Source organism: Microbacterium sp. NPDC077184 (genome assembly GCF_040687055.1).
Lineage (GTDB): Bacteria > Actinomycetota > Actinomycetes > Actinomycetales > Microbacteriaceae > Microbacterium.
The window spans coordinates 86,358-101,720 of the sequence record NZ_JBFBMM010000005.1; the positions used below are offsets into that span (position 1 = coordinate 86,358).

Annotated in this window: 15 protein-coding genes; 6 read left to right on the forward strand and 9 right to left on the reverse strand. The window is 69.8% G+C overall.

Features of this window, described 5'->3' with window-relative positions:
- Positions 1–21: 21 nt before the first annotated feature.
- Both AB0O93_RS10650 and speB read right to left on the reverse strand, forming a co-directional pair.
- Entirely contained in the window at positions 22–429 is a 408-nt protein-coding gene (locus AB0O93_RS10650; RefSeq protein ID WP_363343127.1) for a nuclear transport factor 2 family protein, read from the reverse strand.
- The gene (gene speB / locus AB0O93_RS10655; RefSeq protein ID WP_363343129.1) at positions 426–1,403 is read right to left on the reverse strand and encodes an agmatinase; all 978 of its coding nucleotides are present in this window, start codon (positions 1,401–1,403) and stop codon (positions 426–428) included. Before speB ends, AB0O93_RS10650 begins: the two co-directional genes overlap by 4 nt.
- Positions 1,404–1,490: 87 nt before the next feature.
- Here speB and AB0O93_RS10660 point away from each other — a divergent pair, with 87 nt between their 5' ends.
- Entirely contained in the window at positions 1,491–2,075 is a 585-nt protein-coding gene (locus AB0O93_RS10660; RefSeq protein WP_363343131.1) for an XRE family transcriptional regulator, read from the forward strand.
- Between the two features lie 25 nt (positions 2,076–2,100).
- Entirely contained in the window at positions 2,101–3,066 is a 966-nt protein-coding gene (gene rarD / locus AB0O93_RS10665; RefSeq protein WP_363343133.1) for an EamA family transporter RarD, read from the forward strand.
- A gap of 20 nt (positions 3,067–3,086) precedes the next feature.
- On the opposite strand, the gene AB0O93_RS10670 is transcribed toward rarD, so the two are convergent.
- The 3 genes from AB0O93_RS10670 to AB0O93_RS10680 all read right to left on the reverse strand — a co-directional run bounded on the left by AB0O93_RS10670 (position 3,087) and on the right by AB0O93_RS10680 (position 5,970).
- Positions 3,087–3,401 (reverse strand): metal-sensitive transcriptional regulator, encoded by a 315-nt coding sequence (locus AB0O93_RS10670; protein WP_363343135.1) that lies wholly within the window; start codon positions 3,399–3,401, stop codon positions 3,087–3,089.
- Entirely contained in the window at positions 3,398–5,692 is a 2,295-nt protein-coding gene (locus tag AB0O93_RS10675; RefSeq protein ID WP_363343419.1) for a heavy metal translocating P-type ATPase, read from the reverse strand. The genes AB0O93_RS10670 and AB0O93_RS10675 overlap by 4 nt, the downstream gene beginning before the upstream one ends.
- A gap of 62 nt (positions 5,693–5,754) precedes the next feature.
- Positions 5,755–5,970 (reverse strand): heavy-metal-associated domain-containing protein, encoded by a 216-nt coding sequence (locus AB0O93_RS10680; RefSeq protein WP_363343137.1) that lies wholly within the window; start codon positions 5,968–5,970, stop codon positions 5,755–5,757.
- Between the two features lie 238 nt (positions 5,971–6,208).
- Between AB0O93_RS10680 and AB0O93_RS10685 the strand changes: the two genes are divergently transcribed.
- Positions 6,209–7,492 carry an ABC transporter substrate-binding protein gene (locus AB0O93_RS10685; protein WP_363343139.1) on the forward strand — a complete coding sequence of 428 codons (1,284 nt, stop codon included), beginning with the start codon at positions 6,209–6,211 and terminating at the stop codon, positions 7,490–7,492.
- Between the two features lie 83 nt (positions 7,493–7,575).
- Here AB0O93_RS10685 and AB0O93_RS10690 read toward each other — a convergent pair whose 3' ends face one another.
- The 4 genes from AB0O93_RS10690 to AB0O93_RS10705 are packed head-to-tail and all read right to left on the reverse strand — an operon-like array spanning position 7,576 to position 11,679.
- Entirely contained in the window at positions 7,576–8,361 is a 786-nt protein-coding gene (locus AB0O93_RS10690; RefSeq protein WP_363343141.1) for an ABC transporter ATP-binding protein, read from the reverse strand.
- Positions 8,358–9,329, reverse strand: coding sequence for an ABC transporter ATP-binding protein (locus tag AB0O93_RS10695; RefSeq protein WP_363343143.1), 972 nt, complete (start codon positions 9,327–9,329; stop codon positions 8,358–8,360). The genes AB0O93_RS10690 and AB0O93_RS10695 overlap by 4 nt, the downstream gene beginning before the upstream one ends.
- Positions 9,319–10,296 (reverse strand): branched-chain amino acid ABC transporter permease, encoded by a 978-nt coding sequence (locus AB0O93_RS10700; RefSeq protein WP_363343145.1) that lies wholly within the window; start codon positions 10,294–10,296, stop codon positions 9,319–9,321. The genes AB0O93_RS10695 and AB0O93_RS10700 overlap by 11 nt, the downstream gene beginning before the upstream one ends.
- A 9-nt stretch (positions 10,297–10,305) precedes the next feature.
- The gene (locus AB0O93_RS10705) at positions 10,306–11,679 is read right to left on the reverse strand and encodes a branched-chain amino acid ABC transporter permease (protein WP_363343421.1); all 1,374 of its coding nucleotides are present in this window, start codon (positions 11,677–11,679) and stop codon (positions 10,306–10,308) included.
- A gap of 333 nt (positions 11,680–12,012) precedes the next feature.
- Between AB0O93_RS10705 and guaB the strand changes: the two genes are divergently transcribed.
- From guaB to AB0O93_RS10720, 3 genes are read left to right on the forward strand one after another with little or no spacing between them, the layout of a single operon-like run.
- Positions 12,013–13,515 (forward strand): IMP dehydrogenase, encoded by a 1,503-nt coding sequence (guaB, locus tag AB0O93_RS10710; protein ID WP_363343147.1) that lies wholly within the window; start codon positions 12,013–12,015, stop codon positions 13,513–13,515.
- Between the two features lie 43 nt (positions 13,516–13,558).
- On the forward strand, positions 13,559–14,209 hold the full coding sequence (locus tag AB0O93_RS10715; protein WP_363343149.1) for a TMEM175 family protein: 651 nt from the start codon (positions 13,559–13,561) through the stop codon (positions 14,207–14,209).
- 16 nt (positions 14,210–14,225) lie between these two features.
- Positions 14,226–15,344, forward strand: a complete 1,119-nt coding sequence (locus AB0O93_RS10720) for a GuaB3 family IMP dehydrogenase-related protein (protein WP_363343423.1) — start codon at positions 14,226–14,228, stop codon at positions 15,342–15,344.
- Positions 15,345–15,363 lie beyond the last annotated feature (19 nt).

Genomic DNA, 15,363 nt, shown 5'->3' on the forward strand with positions numbered 1-15,363 from the left:
TCGGGTCGGGTCGGCGAGAGGTCAGGGCTGGGCGGAGAGGTGTTCGTGGACGGCGACGAGGGGGCCGGCATCCGTCGTCCGGAAGACGATGGTCTCCCGTTCGATCGAGGACTCCGGCCCCTCGGCGGTGTCGACGGTGGTGTGGACCGTGTGGGTGAAGACCGCACCGCCGGGGAAGGTCTGCACGCGGGCGTCGCTCGAGCGGCAGGACGCGACCCGCCAGCCCTCCGCGATCCAGGCGCGCCACAGCTCCTCGTACGCCGAGCGGATGTCGAGCCGGGCGGGTTCGGTGTGGAAGACGAACGTGGCATCCTCGCTGAACAGCGAGAAGTAGGTGTCGCCGTCGTTGGCGGCGAACGCGCGGACGACGGCCTCCGCCGCCGCGCGCACGTCGTCCTCGGCCGGGACCGGAAGTGCCGCCGCGGTCATCGCGCACCCCCGCGGGGGGCCATGGCGCTCAGCAGCTCGTAGACGACGTGGCTCGCCGCCACGGCGGTCAGCTGCGCGTGGTCGTACGCGGGCGCGACCTCCACGACGTCGGCGCCGACGATCCGCCGGTCGCTGAGGGCGCGGATCATCCGCAGCAGCTCGCGGCTGGTGAGTCCGCCGGCTTCGGGGGTGCCGGTGCCGGGGGCATGTGCGGGGTCGAGGACGTCGATGTCGATCGAGATGTACAGGGGGGCGTCGCCGATGCGGGCGCGGATGCGCGCGATCGCGGCGTCCAGGCCCCGTTCCTCGACGTCTTCGCAGGTCACCACCGCGAAGCCGAGGCGCGCGTCGTCCTCCAGGTCGCCCTTGGAGTACAGCGGACCGCGGATGCCGACGTGCATGCTGGCCGTCATGTCGATGAGCCCTTCCTCCGATGCGCGGCGGAAGGGCGTGCCGTGCGTCGTCGGAGCGCCGAAGTACGTGTCCCACGTGTCCAGGTGCGCGTCGAAGTGGAGGACGGCGACCGGGCCGTGCTCGGCGTGGACGGCCCGAAGGAGGGGTAGTGCGATCGTGTGGTCGCCGCCGATGGTCACAAGGCGGTCGGCGCGGGTGCGGAGCGCGCGGGCACCGGCCTCGACGGCGGCGACGGCTTCGGTGATGTCGAACGGGTTCGCGGCGATGTCGCCGGCGTCCGCGACCTGCTGGCTGCCGAAGGGGAAGACATCCTGCGCCGGGTTGTAGGGGCGGAGGAGGCGCGAGGCCTCGCGGACGTGCGCCGGACCGAAGCGGGCACCCGGGCGGTAGCTCACGCCGCTGTCGAAGGGGACGCCGACGACGGCGATGTCGGCGTGCGCGATGTCCTCGATCCGGGGCAGGCGCGCGAAGGTGGCGATCCCGGCGAACCGGGGCACGACGCTGGCGTCCACCGGGCCGATCGGAGCGGGGGACGAGTCCGACGCGGAGGGGTGTTGCATATTTGGCAACCTTCGATACTCTATGGTCAACTGTCGCGATCACCGTACGCGCGGTGCGCCACCGCCGTCAACCCGTTCAGGAGTTCCGTGCGCGCCATCCACCCCGCCGCCGACGCGGCGCAGACCCCCATCGGCGCGAAGCTCCGCGCGGCGCGGACCGCGCAGGGGATGTCCCTCGCGCAGGTCGCGCAGACCACCGGGCTCAGCAAGGGGTTCCTCAGCCGCGTCGAGCGGGACGAGACCTCGCCGAGCGTCGCGACCCTCGTCCAGCTCTGCCAGGTGCTCTCCCTGCCGGTCGGCGCTCTCTTCGCCGCGCCCGACGTCCAGCACGTCACGCTCGCGGATGCGCCGCGGATCAATCTCGGCGGGGTGAACGCCGACGAGCGCCTGTTGTCGCCGCGCGGGGAGCAGCGGGTGCAGCTGCTGCGCTCCGACCTGGCGCCCGACGCGCACGGTGGCGCGGACCTCTACACGATCAGCTGCGAGGTCGAGACCCTGCACGTCGTATCGGGGACCGTCAGCGTCCGCTTCACCGACCGCACGATCACGATGACCGCCGGCGACGCCCTCACCTTCCCGGGGCGCGAGCCGCACACGTGGCGCGTCGAGGGCGGTGAGCCGGCGGTCGCGCTGTGGGTGATCGTCCCGGCGCCGTGGAGCGGCTCGGCGTGAGCGTCGCAGCGCCTAGGCTGATCCGGTGAACGCGGAATCGGCTCTGCCCGGCGTGCGGGACGCCGCCCCGAACGACACCCCGCGCGAACGCACCGTCGGCGGGATCTACGCCTTCAGCGCGTACCTGCTGTGGGGATTCCTCCCGCTCTACTTCGTCCTGCTCGAACCCACCGGGCCGTGGGAGCTCGTCGCGTGGCGGATCGTCTTCTCCCTCGTCTTCTGCGTGCTGCTGCTGTCGGTGACGCGCTCGTGGGGGCGCCTGGCGCGCGTCGTGCGGCAGCCGAGGATCCTCGGACTCACGGCGCTCGCGGGCGGGCTCATCTACATCAACTGGCAGGTCTTCATCTACGGTGCCCTTACCGGGCACGTGATCGAGACGAGCCTCGGCTACTTCATCAACCCGATCGCGACCGTCCTCCTCGGCGTCCTGGTCCTCCACGAGCGGCTGCGGATCACGCAGTGGATCGCGATCGGCCTCGCCGCCGTCGCGGTGATCGTGATCATCGTCGGCTACGGCAGCTTCCCCTGGATCGCGCTGACCCTCGCGGCGAGCTTCAGCCTCTACGGCCTCGTGAAGAAGCGGGTCGGCCCGACAGTGGACGCCGTCAGCGGTCTCACGCTCGAATCGGCGTGGCTGACGCCCGTGGCCGTGGTCCTCCTCACCGTCGTCGGCATGACGACCGGGCTCACCCTCGGCACCGCCGGGACCCTGCACACCGTGCTCCTGGTCGGCGTCGGTGCCGTCACCGCGGTGCCGCTGCTCTTCTTCGCCGCCGGCGCGCGACGCGTCCCGCTCACCGTCATCGGGCTGCTGCAGTTCGTCGCGCCGATCCTGCAGTTCCTCATCGGCGTCTGGATCCTGCAGGAGCCGATGCCGGTGGAGCGGTGGATCGGATTCGCCCTGGTCTGGGTCGCGCTCGCCGTCCTCACCGTCGATTCGCTCGTGAACGCGCGACGACGAGGAGTCCCGGATGTCGCCGAGCTGACCTGATCGGCCCCTCCCCAGGGCCCTCAGCGGACGAGGCGCGCGATCGCCTGCGTCGCCTCGGTGATCTTCTCGTCGGCCTCGGGGCCACCCAGCCGCGCGGCGTCGACGACGCAGTGGCGCAGGTGGTCCTCGAGCAGCCCGACGGCGACCGCTTCGAGCGCGCTCGTGAGCGCGCTGATCTGGGTCAGGATGTCGATGCAGTACTTCTCCTCGTCCACCATGCGGTGGACGCCCCGCGCCTGCCCCTCGATGCGCTTGAGGCGCGCGAGGTACTTCTCCTTATCGGTGATGTACCCGTGGTGGGCGTGGTCGTGCGTGGTGTCGAGGGTGTCGGTCACGAGGACTCCTTCATCGGCGCGGGCGAGGGGGTGGCGGAGCGCGGCGTCGCGGACAGTGCCCGGAACGAGCGGAGGCGTGCGCTGTTCGCGACGACGAACGTCGAGGACAGCGCCATGGCGGCCCCGGCGATCATCGGATTCAACAATCCCAGAGCCGCCAGCGGCAGGGCGGCGACGTTGTAGGCGAAGGCCCAGAAGAGATTCGTCTTGATGGTGCGGAGCGTGGCGCGCGAGAGGCGGATGGCGTCGGCGGCGCTGCGCAGATCGCCGCGGACGAGCGTCAGGTCGGACGCCTCGATCGCGGCATCCGTTCCCGTCCCCATCGCGATGCCGAGGTCGGCCTGCGCGAGGGCGGCGGCGTCGTTCACGCCGTCGCCGACCATCGCCACGACGCGGCCGGACGCCTGGAGCTTCCGGACCACGTCGACTTTGTCGGCGGGGAGGACGTCGGAGACGACCTCGTCGATCCCGACCTCGCGGGCCACCGCGTGGGCCGCCCCGGCGTTGTCGCCGGTGAGGAGGATCGGGGTGAGCCCGAGGGCGCGGAGGTCGGCGACGGCCTGACGCGCGTCGGGCTTCGGCGTGTCTGCGACGACGATCAGCCCGGCCGCGACCCCCTCGAGGGCGACCAGCACGGCCGTCCGTCCCGCGGTCTCGGCCGACGTCTGCGCGGCCAGGAGGTCGTCCGGCACGGCGACGGCCCACTCGCGCAGCAGAGCGGCGCGTCCGACGAGCACCGTCCGGCCCTCGACCTGCCCCGAGACGCCGAGCCCCGGGACGTTCTGGAACGCCTCGGCCGCCGGAAGAGGAGCCTCCCCGGGGGCGGCCGCGGCGATCGCACGCGCGATCGGGTGCTCCGAGGCGTCCTCGAGCGCCGCGGCGGCACGGAGGAGGTCGGTCTCGGCGGCGGGGGAGAAGGCGCGGACCTCGGTGACCGACATCCGTCCGGTGGTCACCGTCCCGGTCTTGTCGAGCACCACGGTGTCCACGCGTCGCGTGGACTCGAGCACCTCTGGACCCTTGATCAGGATGCCGAGCCGCGCGCCGCGGCCCGTGCCGACGAGGAGTGCGATCGGGGTCGCGAGACCCAGTGCGCACGGGCACGCGATGATCAGCACCGTCACCGCGGCGGTGAAGGCGAACGACGCGGGGGCGCCGAGCACGAGCCAGGTGGTCAGGGTGAGGGCGGAGAGCACCAGCACGATCGGAACGAAGACGCCCGAGATCCGGTCGGCGAGGCGCTGGATGCGGGCCTTGCCGGACTGGGCCTCGTCGACGAGCCGCGCCATCTGGGCGAGCTGGGTGTCGGCGCCCACCCGGGTGGCGCGCACGACGAGGCGGCCGGCGGTGTTCACCGTCGCGCCGACGACGGCGTCGCCCGGCGCGACATCGCGGGGGATTGACTCGCCGGTGACCATGGAGACGTCGAGCGCAGAGGTGCCCGCCTCCACGACTCCGTCGGTGGCGACCTTCTCGCCGGGGCGCACGATGAAGCGGTCGCCGACGGTGAGCGCCGCGATCGGGATGCGGGACTCGACCAGGACGCCCTCGGCATCCGGGCGGAGGACCGCGGCGTCCTTCGCGCCGAGGTCGAGGAGCGCGCGAAGCGCGGCACCCGCCCGGCGTTTGGCGCGCATCTCGATGTAGCGGCCGGCCAGGACGAAGGTGGTGACGCCTGCGGCGACCTCGAGGTAGATGTCGCCGGCACCGTCGCTGGGCTGGACGGTCCATTCGAAGGCGTGGGTCATTCCCGGCATCCCCGCGTGTCCGAGGAAGAGGGCGTAGAGCGACCACAGGAACGCCGCCGTCACGCCCATCGAGATGAGGGTGTCCATGGTCGCGGCACCGTGGCGCAGATTGATGGTGGCCGCCCGATGGAACGGCCACGCGCCCCACACCACCACGGGGGCAGCCAAGGCGAGACTCGCCCACTGCCAGTACGTGAACTGCAACGCGGGCACCATCGCGAGCACGATCACCGGCACAGACAGGACGACGGCGCCGAGGAGGCGCTGTCGGAGCGCGCGGAGCTCGGCGCCCTCGCGCGGACCTCCGTCCGCTCCGGCATCCGCATCGGACACGGCTTGCGCGGGTGCGCCGGCGTCGCCGGGGGCGGCGGGAAGCGCGGCGGAGTACCCGGTCCGGCCGACCTCCGCGACGAGGTCGGCCGGATCGAGATCGACCGGGGCCGTGACGACGGCGCGCTCGGTGGCGAAGTTGACGGATGCCGAGACCCCCGGCATCCGGTTCAGGCGCTTCTCGATCCGCGCGGCGCAGGAGGCGCATGTCATCCCGCCGATCTCCAGCCCGATCCGGGCGCGCGGCTCGGTCAGGCTGTCGGGCGGGAGGACGCTCACGAGGCGCGGACCGCTTCGTAGCCGGCCTCGTCCACGGCGGCGAGGACGTCGTCGTCGGTCAGGGGTGCGTCGCTCGTGATCGCGAGGACGCCGGTGCCGGCGTCGACGGCCACGTCGCGCACACCGTCGATCTTCGTCACCTCGGTGCGGACGGCCGCTTCGCAGTGGCCGCAGGTCATGCCGGTCACCTGATAGGTCGAGGCCTGGGACATCGTTCGACTCCTTCGTGAGGAATACGGGAGGGGGGTACGACATCTCATCGTATACCCCGCCTGGGTATCGCGGCCGGGAATCGAGCGATCTGCACAATCTCGGCTCGCGCGGCCGCTCTTCGGGCGCGTTACACATCGTTAACGAATGGCAACATTCCCGACGCGGGCCCCGCACTAGGTTTAGGGCACTGGGTCGGCGCCCGAGCCGTTCCCGCGATCACAACCCACAAGGAGCAAGATGAGCGTCTTCACCCGCTCGCGCAAGGCAGCCTTCGGCGGCATCGCGCTCGCCGGCGCCAGCGCCCTCGTCCTCGCCGGCTGCGCCGGTGGCGACTCGGGCGGCGGAGCCACCGGCGAGCCCGTCGACACGCGCGACCTCACCCTCAAGATCGGCACGATCCTCCCGCAGACCGGTGCGCTGGCCTTCCTCGGCCCGCCCGAGGAGGCGGGTGTCGGCCTCGCCGCCGCCGACGTCAACGCGTACTCCGAGACCACCGGCCTCACCATCGACGACATCGTCTGGGGCGACTCGGGTGACGCGGCGAACAACGCCTGGCAGACCACGAGCCCGCGCCTCATCTCCGAGGGCGTGACCGCGGCCATCGGTGCGGCATCCTCCGGTGTGACCAAGCTGTTCCTGGACGACCACGTCGCCGCGGGCGTCATCACCTTCTCGCCGGCGAACACCTCGGCCGAGTTCACCACGTGGGACGACAACGGCCTGTACTGGCGCACCGCCCCCTCGGACGTGCTCCAGGGTGAGGTCCTCGGCAACCTGGTCGCCGAAGACGGCCGCCAGAACGTCGCGACGATCTACCTCAACGACTCGTACGGAACCGGCCTCAACCAGTTCTTCACCGACGCGTTCACCGCCGCCGGCGGCACGGTCGTCGCCTCCGAGTCGTTCAACGCCGGTGACACCACGTTCGACGCGCAGATCTCGGCCGTCCTCGCCGAGGACCCCGAGGCGATCGTCCTCATCACCTTCGACGAGGTCTACACGATCGCTCCCGCGCTGATCAACGCCGGCTTCCCCGGTGAGGACCTCTACTTCGTCGACGGCAACCTCGCCCAGTTCGGCGAGTCCGAGGACTGGCCCGAGGGTGCGAGCCTGGAGGGCGCCAAGGGCACCACGCCCGCCGGCCCGAACACCCCGGAGGACTTCCAGGAGCGCCTCAACGAGTGGTGGGTCGGCGAAGGCAACTCCGACCTCGCCGAGTTCGCGTACGCCAACGAGTCCTACGACGCCGTCGTGCTGCTCGCCCTCGCCTCGCTCGCGGCGAACTCCACGGATGCCGCCGACATCGCCGGCAAGCTCCAGGAGGTCTCCGGTGGCACCGGCGACGGTGAGACCTGCACCACCTACGAGGAGTGCGCCGACATCATCCTCGGCGGCGGCGTGGCCGACTACGACGGCTACTCCGGACCGATCTCGTTCGACGAGAACGGCGACCCGACCGGTGCGACCATCGGCATCTTCGAGTTCGACGCGGACAACATCTTCAACCGCATCGACCTCTGAGTCTCGCTGACACAGCAAGAGAGGAGCCCCCGGGAGTCATCCCGGGGGCTCCTCTCTTATGTCGTGTGCGTGTGCGTGCGCGGTCAGTCCTCTTCGGAACCGAGCGTGCCGAGGTAGAGACCGATCACCTTCGGGTCGTTCAGCAGCTCGCGGCCGGTGCCCTCGTAGGCGTCACGACCCTGGTCGAGGACGTACCCGCGATCGCAGATCTGCAGGCACCGGCGGGCGTTCTGCTCGACCATGATCGTGGTGACGCCGGCCTTGTTGATGTCGGAGACACGGATGAACGCATCGTCCTGACGCACGGGGGACAGTCCCGCGGAGGGCTCGTCGAGGAGCAGCACGGAGGGGTCCATCATCAGGGCGCGCGACATCGCCACCATCTGGCGCTCGCCGCCCGAGAGCGACCCCGCGCGCTGCTTCAGGCGCTTGCCGAGCTCGGCGAAGATGCCCGTGACGAACTCGAGGCGCTCGGCATACGCCTTGGGCTTCTGGTACAGCCCCATCTGCAGGTTCTCCTCGATGGAGAGCGAGGGGAACACGTTGTTGTTCTGCGGCACGAAACCGATCCCCCGGGCGACGAGCTTGTCGGACTTCAGCCCGACGACGCTCTTGCCGTCGACGGTGATCTCGCCCTCGCGCACCTTCACCATGCCGAAGATCGCCTTGAGGAGAGTCGACTTCCCGGCGCCGTTCGGACCGATGATGCCGATCAGCTCGCCCTTGCGGGCGGTCAGGTTCGCACCGTTGATGATGTTGATGCCGGGGAGATAGCCCGCATAGAGGTCCTTGACGTTGACGACCAGGTCCTCCGCCGCCGTCGAGGCGGCGGCCGGCGGGGTGGGGGAGGCGGCGGGGTCGGCGGTCATTTCTGCTCCTCTTCGGCCTCGTGCACGGCGGACTCCTCGGCCTCTTTGATCTCTTCCACCAGCTGGATCGCCTCGGTGTTCATCTTCCCCTCGACGCGGCCGGTCACCACGCCGAGGTCGACGTCCTGGTGGCTGCCGAGATAGGCGTCGATGACGGCCTTGTCGTTCATGACGGTGTCCGGCGGGCCCTCGGCCACGACGCGGCCCTCGGCCATGACGACGACCCAGTCGGCGATGTGGCGGACCATGTGCATGTCGTGCTCGACGAACAGCACGGTCATGCCCAGTTCCTTGAGGTCGAGGATGTGATCGAGCAGCGACTGCGTGAGCGCCGGGTTCACGCCTGCCATCGGCTCGTCCAGCATGACCAGCTGCGGGTCGCTCATGAGCGCCCGCGCCATCTCGAGGAGCTTGCGCTGACCGCCCGACAGCGAGGCGGCGTAATCGTCGGCCTTGGCATCGAGCTTGAAGCGGGCGAGGAGCTCACGCGCCTTCGCCTCGATGTCGGTCTCCTGCTTCCGCCAGATGGCGGGGATGATGCTCGCCCAGAGGCTCTCGCCCTTCTGATGCGAGGCGCCGAGCTTCATGTTCTCGAGCACCGTCAGCAGCGACAGTGCCTTCGTCAGCTGGAAGGTGCGCACCTGGCCCATGCGGGCGACCTTGAACGACGGGATGCCGGAGAGCTGCGTCCCGTCGTACGACCAGGTGCCCGAGTTCGGCTTGTCGAAGCCGCACAGGAGGTTGAACAGGGTGGTCTTGCCGGCCCCGTTGGGTCCGATGAGCGCGGTGATCGCGTTCCGCGGGATCTCGAGGTGGTCGACGTCGACGGCGGTGAGGCCGCCGAAGCGGCGCGTGACGTGGTCGATGACCATGATCGGATCGGTCTTGGCGACGCCGGGGACCGCCTCGCCGGTGGCGAGACCGGTGGTCTTCGGGCGACGGGCGCCCGGGGTGGGGTTACTTGACAAAGGTCAGCTCCCTCTTGTTTCCGAAGATGCCCTGGGGGCGGAAGATCACGATGAGCATGAGCGCCACACCGACCAGGATGAATCGCAGGGTCGCCGCCTGGATCGAGGTGATCGGCAGGACGCCGACCGCGGCGAGGGCGGGGAGGAAGGCGTCGAGGAACGCCATCAGCACCCAGAAGATGACCGCCCCCACGACCGGACCGAACACGGTCGCGGCACCGCCGAGGAGGAGGATCGTCCAGATGAAGAACGTCAGCGACGTCTGGTAGACGGCGGGGACGACGGCGGACGGAAGGGCGAAGACGACGCCGCCGAGGGCTCCGAAGACACCGCCGATCATGAGCGCCTGCATCTTGTAGGCGAAGACGTTCTTCCCGAGCGAGCGCACGGCGTCCTCGTCCTCGCGGATGCCCTTGAGGACGCGCCCCCAGGGGCTGCGCATCAGCGCCCAGACGAGGTAGACCGCGATCGCCAGAAGGATCAGGCCGAACACGCGCACCCACAGCTGGTCGGCCGAGTACGTGAAGGGTCCGAAGCCGTACGTCCCGGGCGGGAAGGGGTTCGCGCCACGGAAGCCCGCGTGGTACCCGCCGAGCCCGTCGGCCGAGTTGGTGTACTCGTCGAAGACCTGCGTCGTGAAGAGGAGGCGCACGATCTCTGCCGCGGCGATGGTCACGATCGCGAGGTAGTCAGCGCGCAGCCTCAGCGTCGGGATGCCGAGGATCAGCGCGAAGATCATCGCGCCGACACAGCCGATGAGGATGCCCACCCACCAGGGGAGGTTGAAGCTGAGAATGGAGATGGCGTAGCCGTAGGCGCCGATGGCCATGAAGCCCGCCATACCGAAGTTGAGCAGGCCCGCGTAGCCGAAGTGCACCGCCAGTCCCACGGCCGCCAGCGCGTACGCGAGCGTGACCGGGCTGAAGATGTAGCCGAGGCTGAGGTTGATGATCTGTCCGAAGTCCACGGTCGGCCCCTACCCGAGTCTCTCTTTGCGACCCAGGATTCCCTGAGGTCTCACCAGCAGGATGAGGATCAGTACCACGAGGGCCCCCACGTACTTGAGGTCCGACGGGATCCACAGGGTGGAGATCTCCACGAGGATGCCGACGATCAGCGAACCGATGAGGGCGCCGAACGCCGTCCCGAGACCGCCGAGGGTCACCGCGGCGAAGATGAGCAGCAGCACCTGCATGCCCATGTCCCACTTCACGCCGGGGCGGAAGTAGGCCCACAGCACGCCGGCGATCGCCGCCAGCGATGCGGAGAGCATCCACACGACCCGGATGACGCGGTCGACGTTGATGCCGGATGCCGCGGCCAGGCCCGGGTTGTCCGAGATGGCGCGCGTCGCCTTTCCGATGCGGGTCCGCAGCAGCCAGTAGGCGACGCCCGCCAGTGCGAGGACGCTGATGCCCATGGACCACATGTCGATGACGGAGAGGCTGATGGGCCCGATCAGATCGATCTTGGGCGATCCGGCGCCGGGAAGCTGGTACGTGCCGCCGCCGATGAAGAACTGGAACGCGTAGCGGCCGGCGAGTGAAAGACCGATGCTGACGATCATCAGCTGCACCAGCCCGATGCCGCGCCGCCGCAGCGGTTTCCAGAGACCGGCATCCAATCCCCAACCGAGTGCGACGCCGGCGACGAGGACCAGGGGGATCACGATCCACATCGGTAATCCGAAGCCCGCGAAGAGCAGCGCCATCACCGCGCCGAAGGTCAGCATCTCGGCGTGGGCGAAGTTCGTCAGGCCCGTCGTTCCGAAGATGAGCGAGACGCCGACGGCGGCGAGGGCGAGGAGCAGTCCGAAGTTCACGCCGTTGACGATGCGCTCGGCGAACTGGTCGACGAACGACGTGGTCACGCGCGTGCCCTCGCCGAGGAAGAGGTTGAGCACGCGGGAGTTGGTGAGTCCGAACTCCACCTCGAAGGAGGCGGACGTGCCCTGGACCGGCGCGATCCCTTCCGGGAGGAGGGTCGGGTCGACGATGACCCCGTCCGGCAACGTGTCCTCGTTCACGATGAAGGTGTAGGTGTCCTTCTCGGGCACGTACAGTCGCCAACGGCCGTCGGCGTCGGTGACGGTCGTGGCGTCGAATCCGCCGCCTTCGATCGACACCTCGACACCGTCGACCGGTGCACCCTCGAAGTCGATGAGTCCTGAGAAGTAGAACTGCGTCTGCTCCTGATCACCCCCGGGCTCATCGGGGGCGACGAGCGTCGACTCGGTCTCGGCGGTCTCGGCGGTCTCGGCCGCGTCGACGGATGCCGGGGGAGCGGCATTCGCTCCGGTGGGGGTGGCCAGCAGCATCATGGCCGCCGCCATCAGTGCACCGGCCATGATCACCACCCGATGCAGTGGTCGACCGCGCGACAGCTGCTTTGCGGTCACAGTCGTAGGACCCACGGAACCTCCAGTTCAGCACCACGCGCACGCCGAAGTCCGGGTCGCATCGGCCGTGATGAACGACGGTATGAGGTTACTGTTTCGTCGGTGTTTCGCCTACTTTCCGATCGATGCGGATACCGAGATGTGATCTGGGAGCGGTGCCGCGCGAGCAGAGTGCATGGCCGCGACGCGCCGGGAATACGGTTCGTACGCCGACGTTAGAATCGTCAGCAACGGCCCGCGCACGCGCGCGAGCGTGCCCGCGATGCCCCCGAGCGCAGGAGAACCATGGATCAGCACGACCCCTTCGGCTTCGTCGGTCTCACCTACGACGACGTGCTGCTCCTCCCGGGGCACACCGACGTCATCCCGAGTGAAGCCGACACCTCGTCGCGGGTCACCCGCCGCGTCACCGTGGCCACGCCGCTGATCTCCAGCGCGATGGACACCGTGACCGAGGCGCGCATGGCGATCGCTATCGCCCGCGAGGGCGGTCTCGGCATCATCCACCGCAACCTCGCGATCGCCGAGCAGGCGTCCATGGTCGACCGCGTCAAGCGGAGCGAGTCGGGGATGATCACCGACCCGATCACCACGACGCCCGACGCGACCATCGAAGTGGTCGACGGGCTGTGCGCGACGTACCGCATCTCGGGGCTTCCGGTCGTGGATGAGGACGGCGTCCTCCTCGGCATCATCACGAACCGCGACATGCGCTTCGTCTCCGGCTTCGAGCGTCAGACGACCAAGGTCCGCGACGTCATGACCCGCGAGGGGCTCATCACCGGACGCGTCGGCATCGGCGCCAACGAGGTGATCGCCCTGTTCGCGCGGCACCGCGTCGAGAAGCTGCCGCTCATCGACGACGACGGCAAGCTCGCCGGACTCATCACCATCAAGGACTTCGACAAGAGCGAGAAGTATCCCCTCGCCACCAAGGACGAGCACGGACGTCTGCGCGTCGGCGCCGCCATCGGCTTCTTCGGCGACGCGTGGGAGCGCGCGGAGGCGCTCCGTGACGCCGGTGTCGACGTCCTCGTGGTCGACACGGCGAACGGACAGTCGGCCGGCGTCATCGACATGGTCCGTCGCATCAAGGCCGACGCGTCGTTCGCGCACATCGACGTCATCGGCGGCAACGTCGCCACCCGCGAGGGCGCGAAGGCGCTCATCGACGCGGGTGTGGACGCCGTCAAGGTGGGCGTCGGGCCCGGATCGATCTGCACGACCCGCATCGTCGCCGGTGTCGGCGTGCCCCAGGTCACCGCGATCTGGGAGGCGTTCCAGGCCGCCCGCGAGGCCGGCATCCCGGTCATCGCCGACGGGGGACTGCAGTACTCGGGCGACATCGCCAAGGCGCTGGTCGCCGGTGCCGACACCGTGATGCTCGGCTCGCTCCTCGCCGGCACCGACGAGTCGCCGGGCGAGATCGTCTTCCAGGGCGGCAAGCAGTTCAAGCTCTACCGCGGTATGGGCTCGCTCGGAGCGCTGCAGACCCGCGGCAAGAAGACCTCGTACTCGAAGGACCGCTACTTCCAGGCCGACGTGCCCAGTGACGACAAGCTGATCCCCGAGGGCATCGAGGGGCAGGTCGCCTACCGCGGTCCCGTCTCGGCGGTGGCCTATCAGCTCGTCGGGGGACTGCGGCAGTCGATGTTCTACGTCGGCGCGCGCACGATCGATGAGCTGAAGGCGAAGGGGAAGTTCGTGCGGATCACCCCCGCGGGCCTGAAGGAGTCGCACCCCCACGACGTCCAGATCGTCGTCGAGGCGCCCAACTACAAGCGCTGACGCGCCCCGGGGCGGCGCGCCGCGGTGCCGCTACCCTGGTCGCGTGATCAGGACGCGACGGCACCCCGAGGCGACCCAGCGCACGACCCGCCTGGAGGCCTTCACCGACGGGGTCTTCGCCATCGCGGCGACCCTGCTCGTGCTCGACCTGACGTCCTACTCGCTGGGGACGGTGACTTCGGACGCCGGCATGTGGCAAGCCCTGTCGGGCATGGGCGTGCAGATGTTCAACTTCGTCCTCAGCTTCGTGCTGCTCTGCCTGCTGTGGATGGTGCACGTCGCGCAGTTCGAGTTCATCGCCCGCGTGGATGGGGTCATGCTCTGGCTCAACAACGGTCGGCTGCTGTTCGTGGTGCTCGTCCCCTTCGCCACCGCGCTGACGACCGAGTACTCGGAGTGGTTCGCCGGACGCCTGGCGATGCCGGTCGTCTTCTTCGGAGCGGTGCTGTTCAGCCGACTTCAATTCGCCTGGGCGCGGCGGCGACGCGCAGAGCTCATGCCGGACGTCACCGCGAAGGAGGCGGCGGTCATGGGCGCGGACTCCGCCAGCGCCGTCACCCTGAGCACCCTTGTTCTCCTGATCGCTCCGTGGACCGGGTCGATCGCCTTCGCGATCTTCGCGCTGGACCCCCTGCTCTCCCGCCTGTACGGGCGCCGCGCCGAGCGCCGGTTCCCCGACGCGACCGCCGGGTAGGCTGGAGGGCGTGACCATGGAGATCGAGATCGGCCGCGCCAAGCGCGCCCGTCGCGCGTACACGTTCGACGACATCGCCGTGGTGCCCTCCCGGCGCACGCGCAACCCGGAGGACGTCTCGACGGCGTGGTCGATCGATGCCTTCCAGTTCGACATCCCGGTCATCGGCGCCCCGATGGACTCGGTCGTGAGCCCGCGGACCGCGATCATGCTGGGCCAGCTCGGCGGGCTCGGCGTCCTCGACCTCGAGGGCCTCTGGACCCGGTACGACGACCCCGAGCCGCTGCTGGCCGAGATCGCCGGCATGGAGAAGTCCGCCGCGACCCGCCGAATGCAGGAGCTGTACGCGCAGCCGGTGCGTCCGGAGCTCGTCCGTGACCGCCTCGCCGAGATCCGCGCCGCCGGCGTGACCGTCGCCGGGTCCCTCACGCCCCAGCGCACGCAGGAGCTGTACGAGACCGTCGTCGCGGCCGGTGTGGATCTCTTCGTCATCCGCGGCACCACCGTGTCGGCCGAGCATGTCTCCAGCGTCGACGAGCCGCTGAACCTCAAGAAGTTCATCTACGACCTCGATGTCCCCGTCATCGTCGGTGGTGCCGCCACCTACACCGCGGCCCTCCACCTCATGCGGACGGGCGCCGCGGGCGTCCTCGTCGGCTTCGGCGGCGGAGCGGCATCCACCACCCGAGCGACCCTCGGTCTCCACGCGCCGATGGCGACCGCCGTCGCCGACGTCGCCGGGGCTCGCCGCGATTACCTCGACGAGTCCGGCGGTCGCTACGTGCACGTCATCGCCGACGGCGGCGTCGGTACCTCGGGCGACATCGTCAAGGCCCTCGCCATGGGAGCGGATGCCGTCATGCTCGGCGTCGCGCTCGCCCGGGCGACCGATGCCCCCGGCCAGGGCTACCACTGGGGCCCCGAGGCCCACCACTCCAAGCTCCCGCGCGGCCGCCGCGTGAAGGTCGACCAGGTCGCGCCGCTGGAGGAGATCCTCTACGGACCCGCCCCCGTCGCCGACGGCACCGCAAACCTCATCGGCGCGCTGAAGAAGTCGATGGCCACGACCGGCTACTCCGACCTGAAGGAGTTCCAGCGCGTCGAGGTCGTCGTCGCCCCCTACGGAACCGGATGAGCACGACCCGCACTCCGGA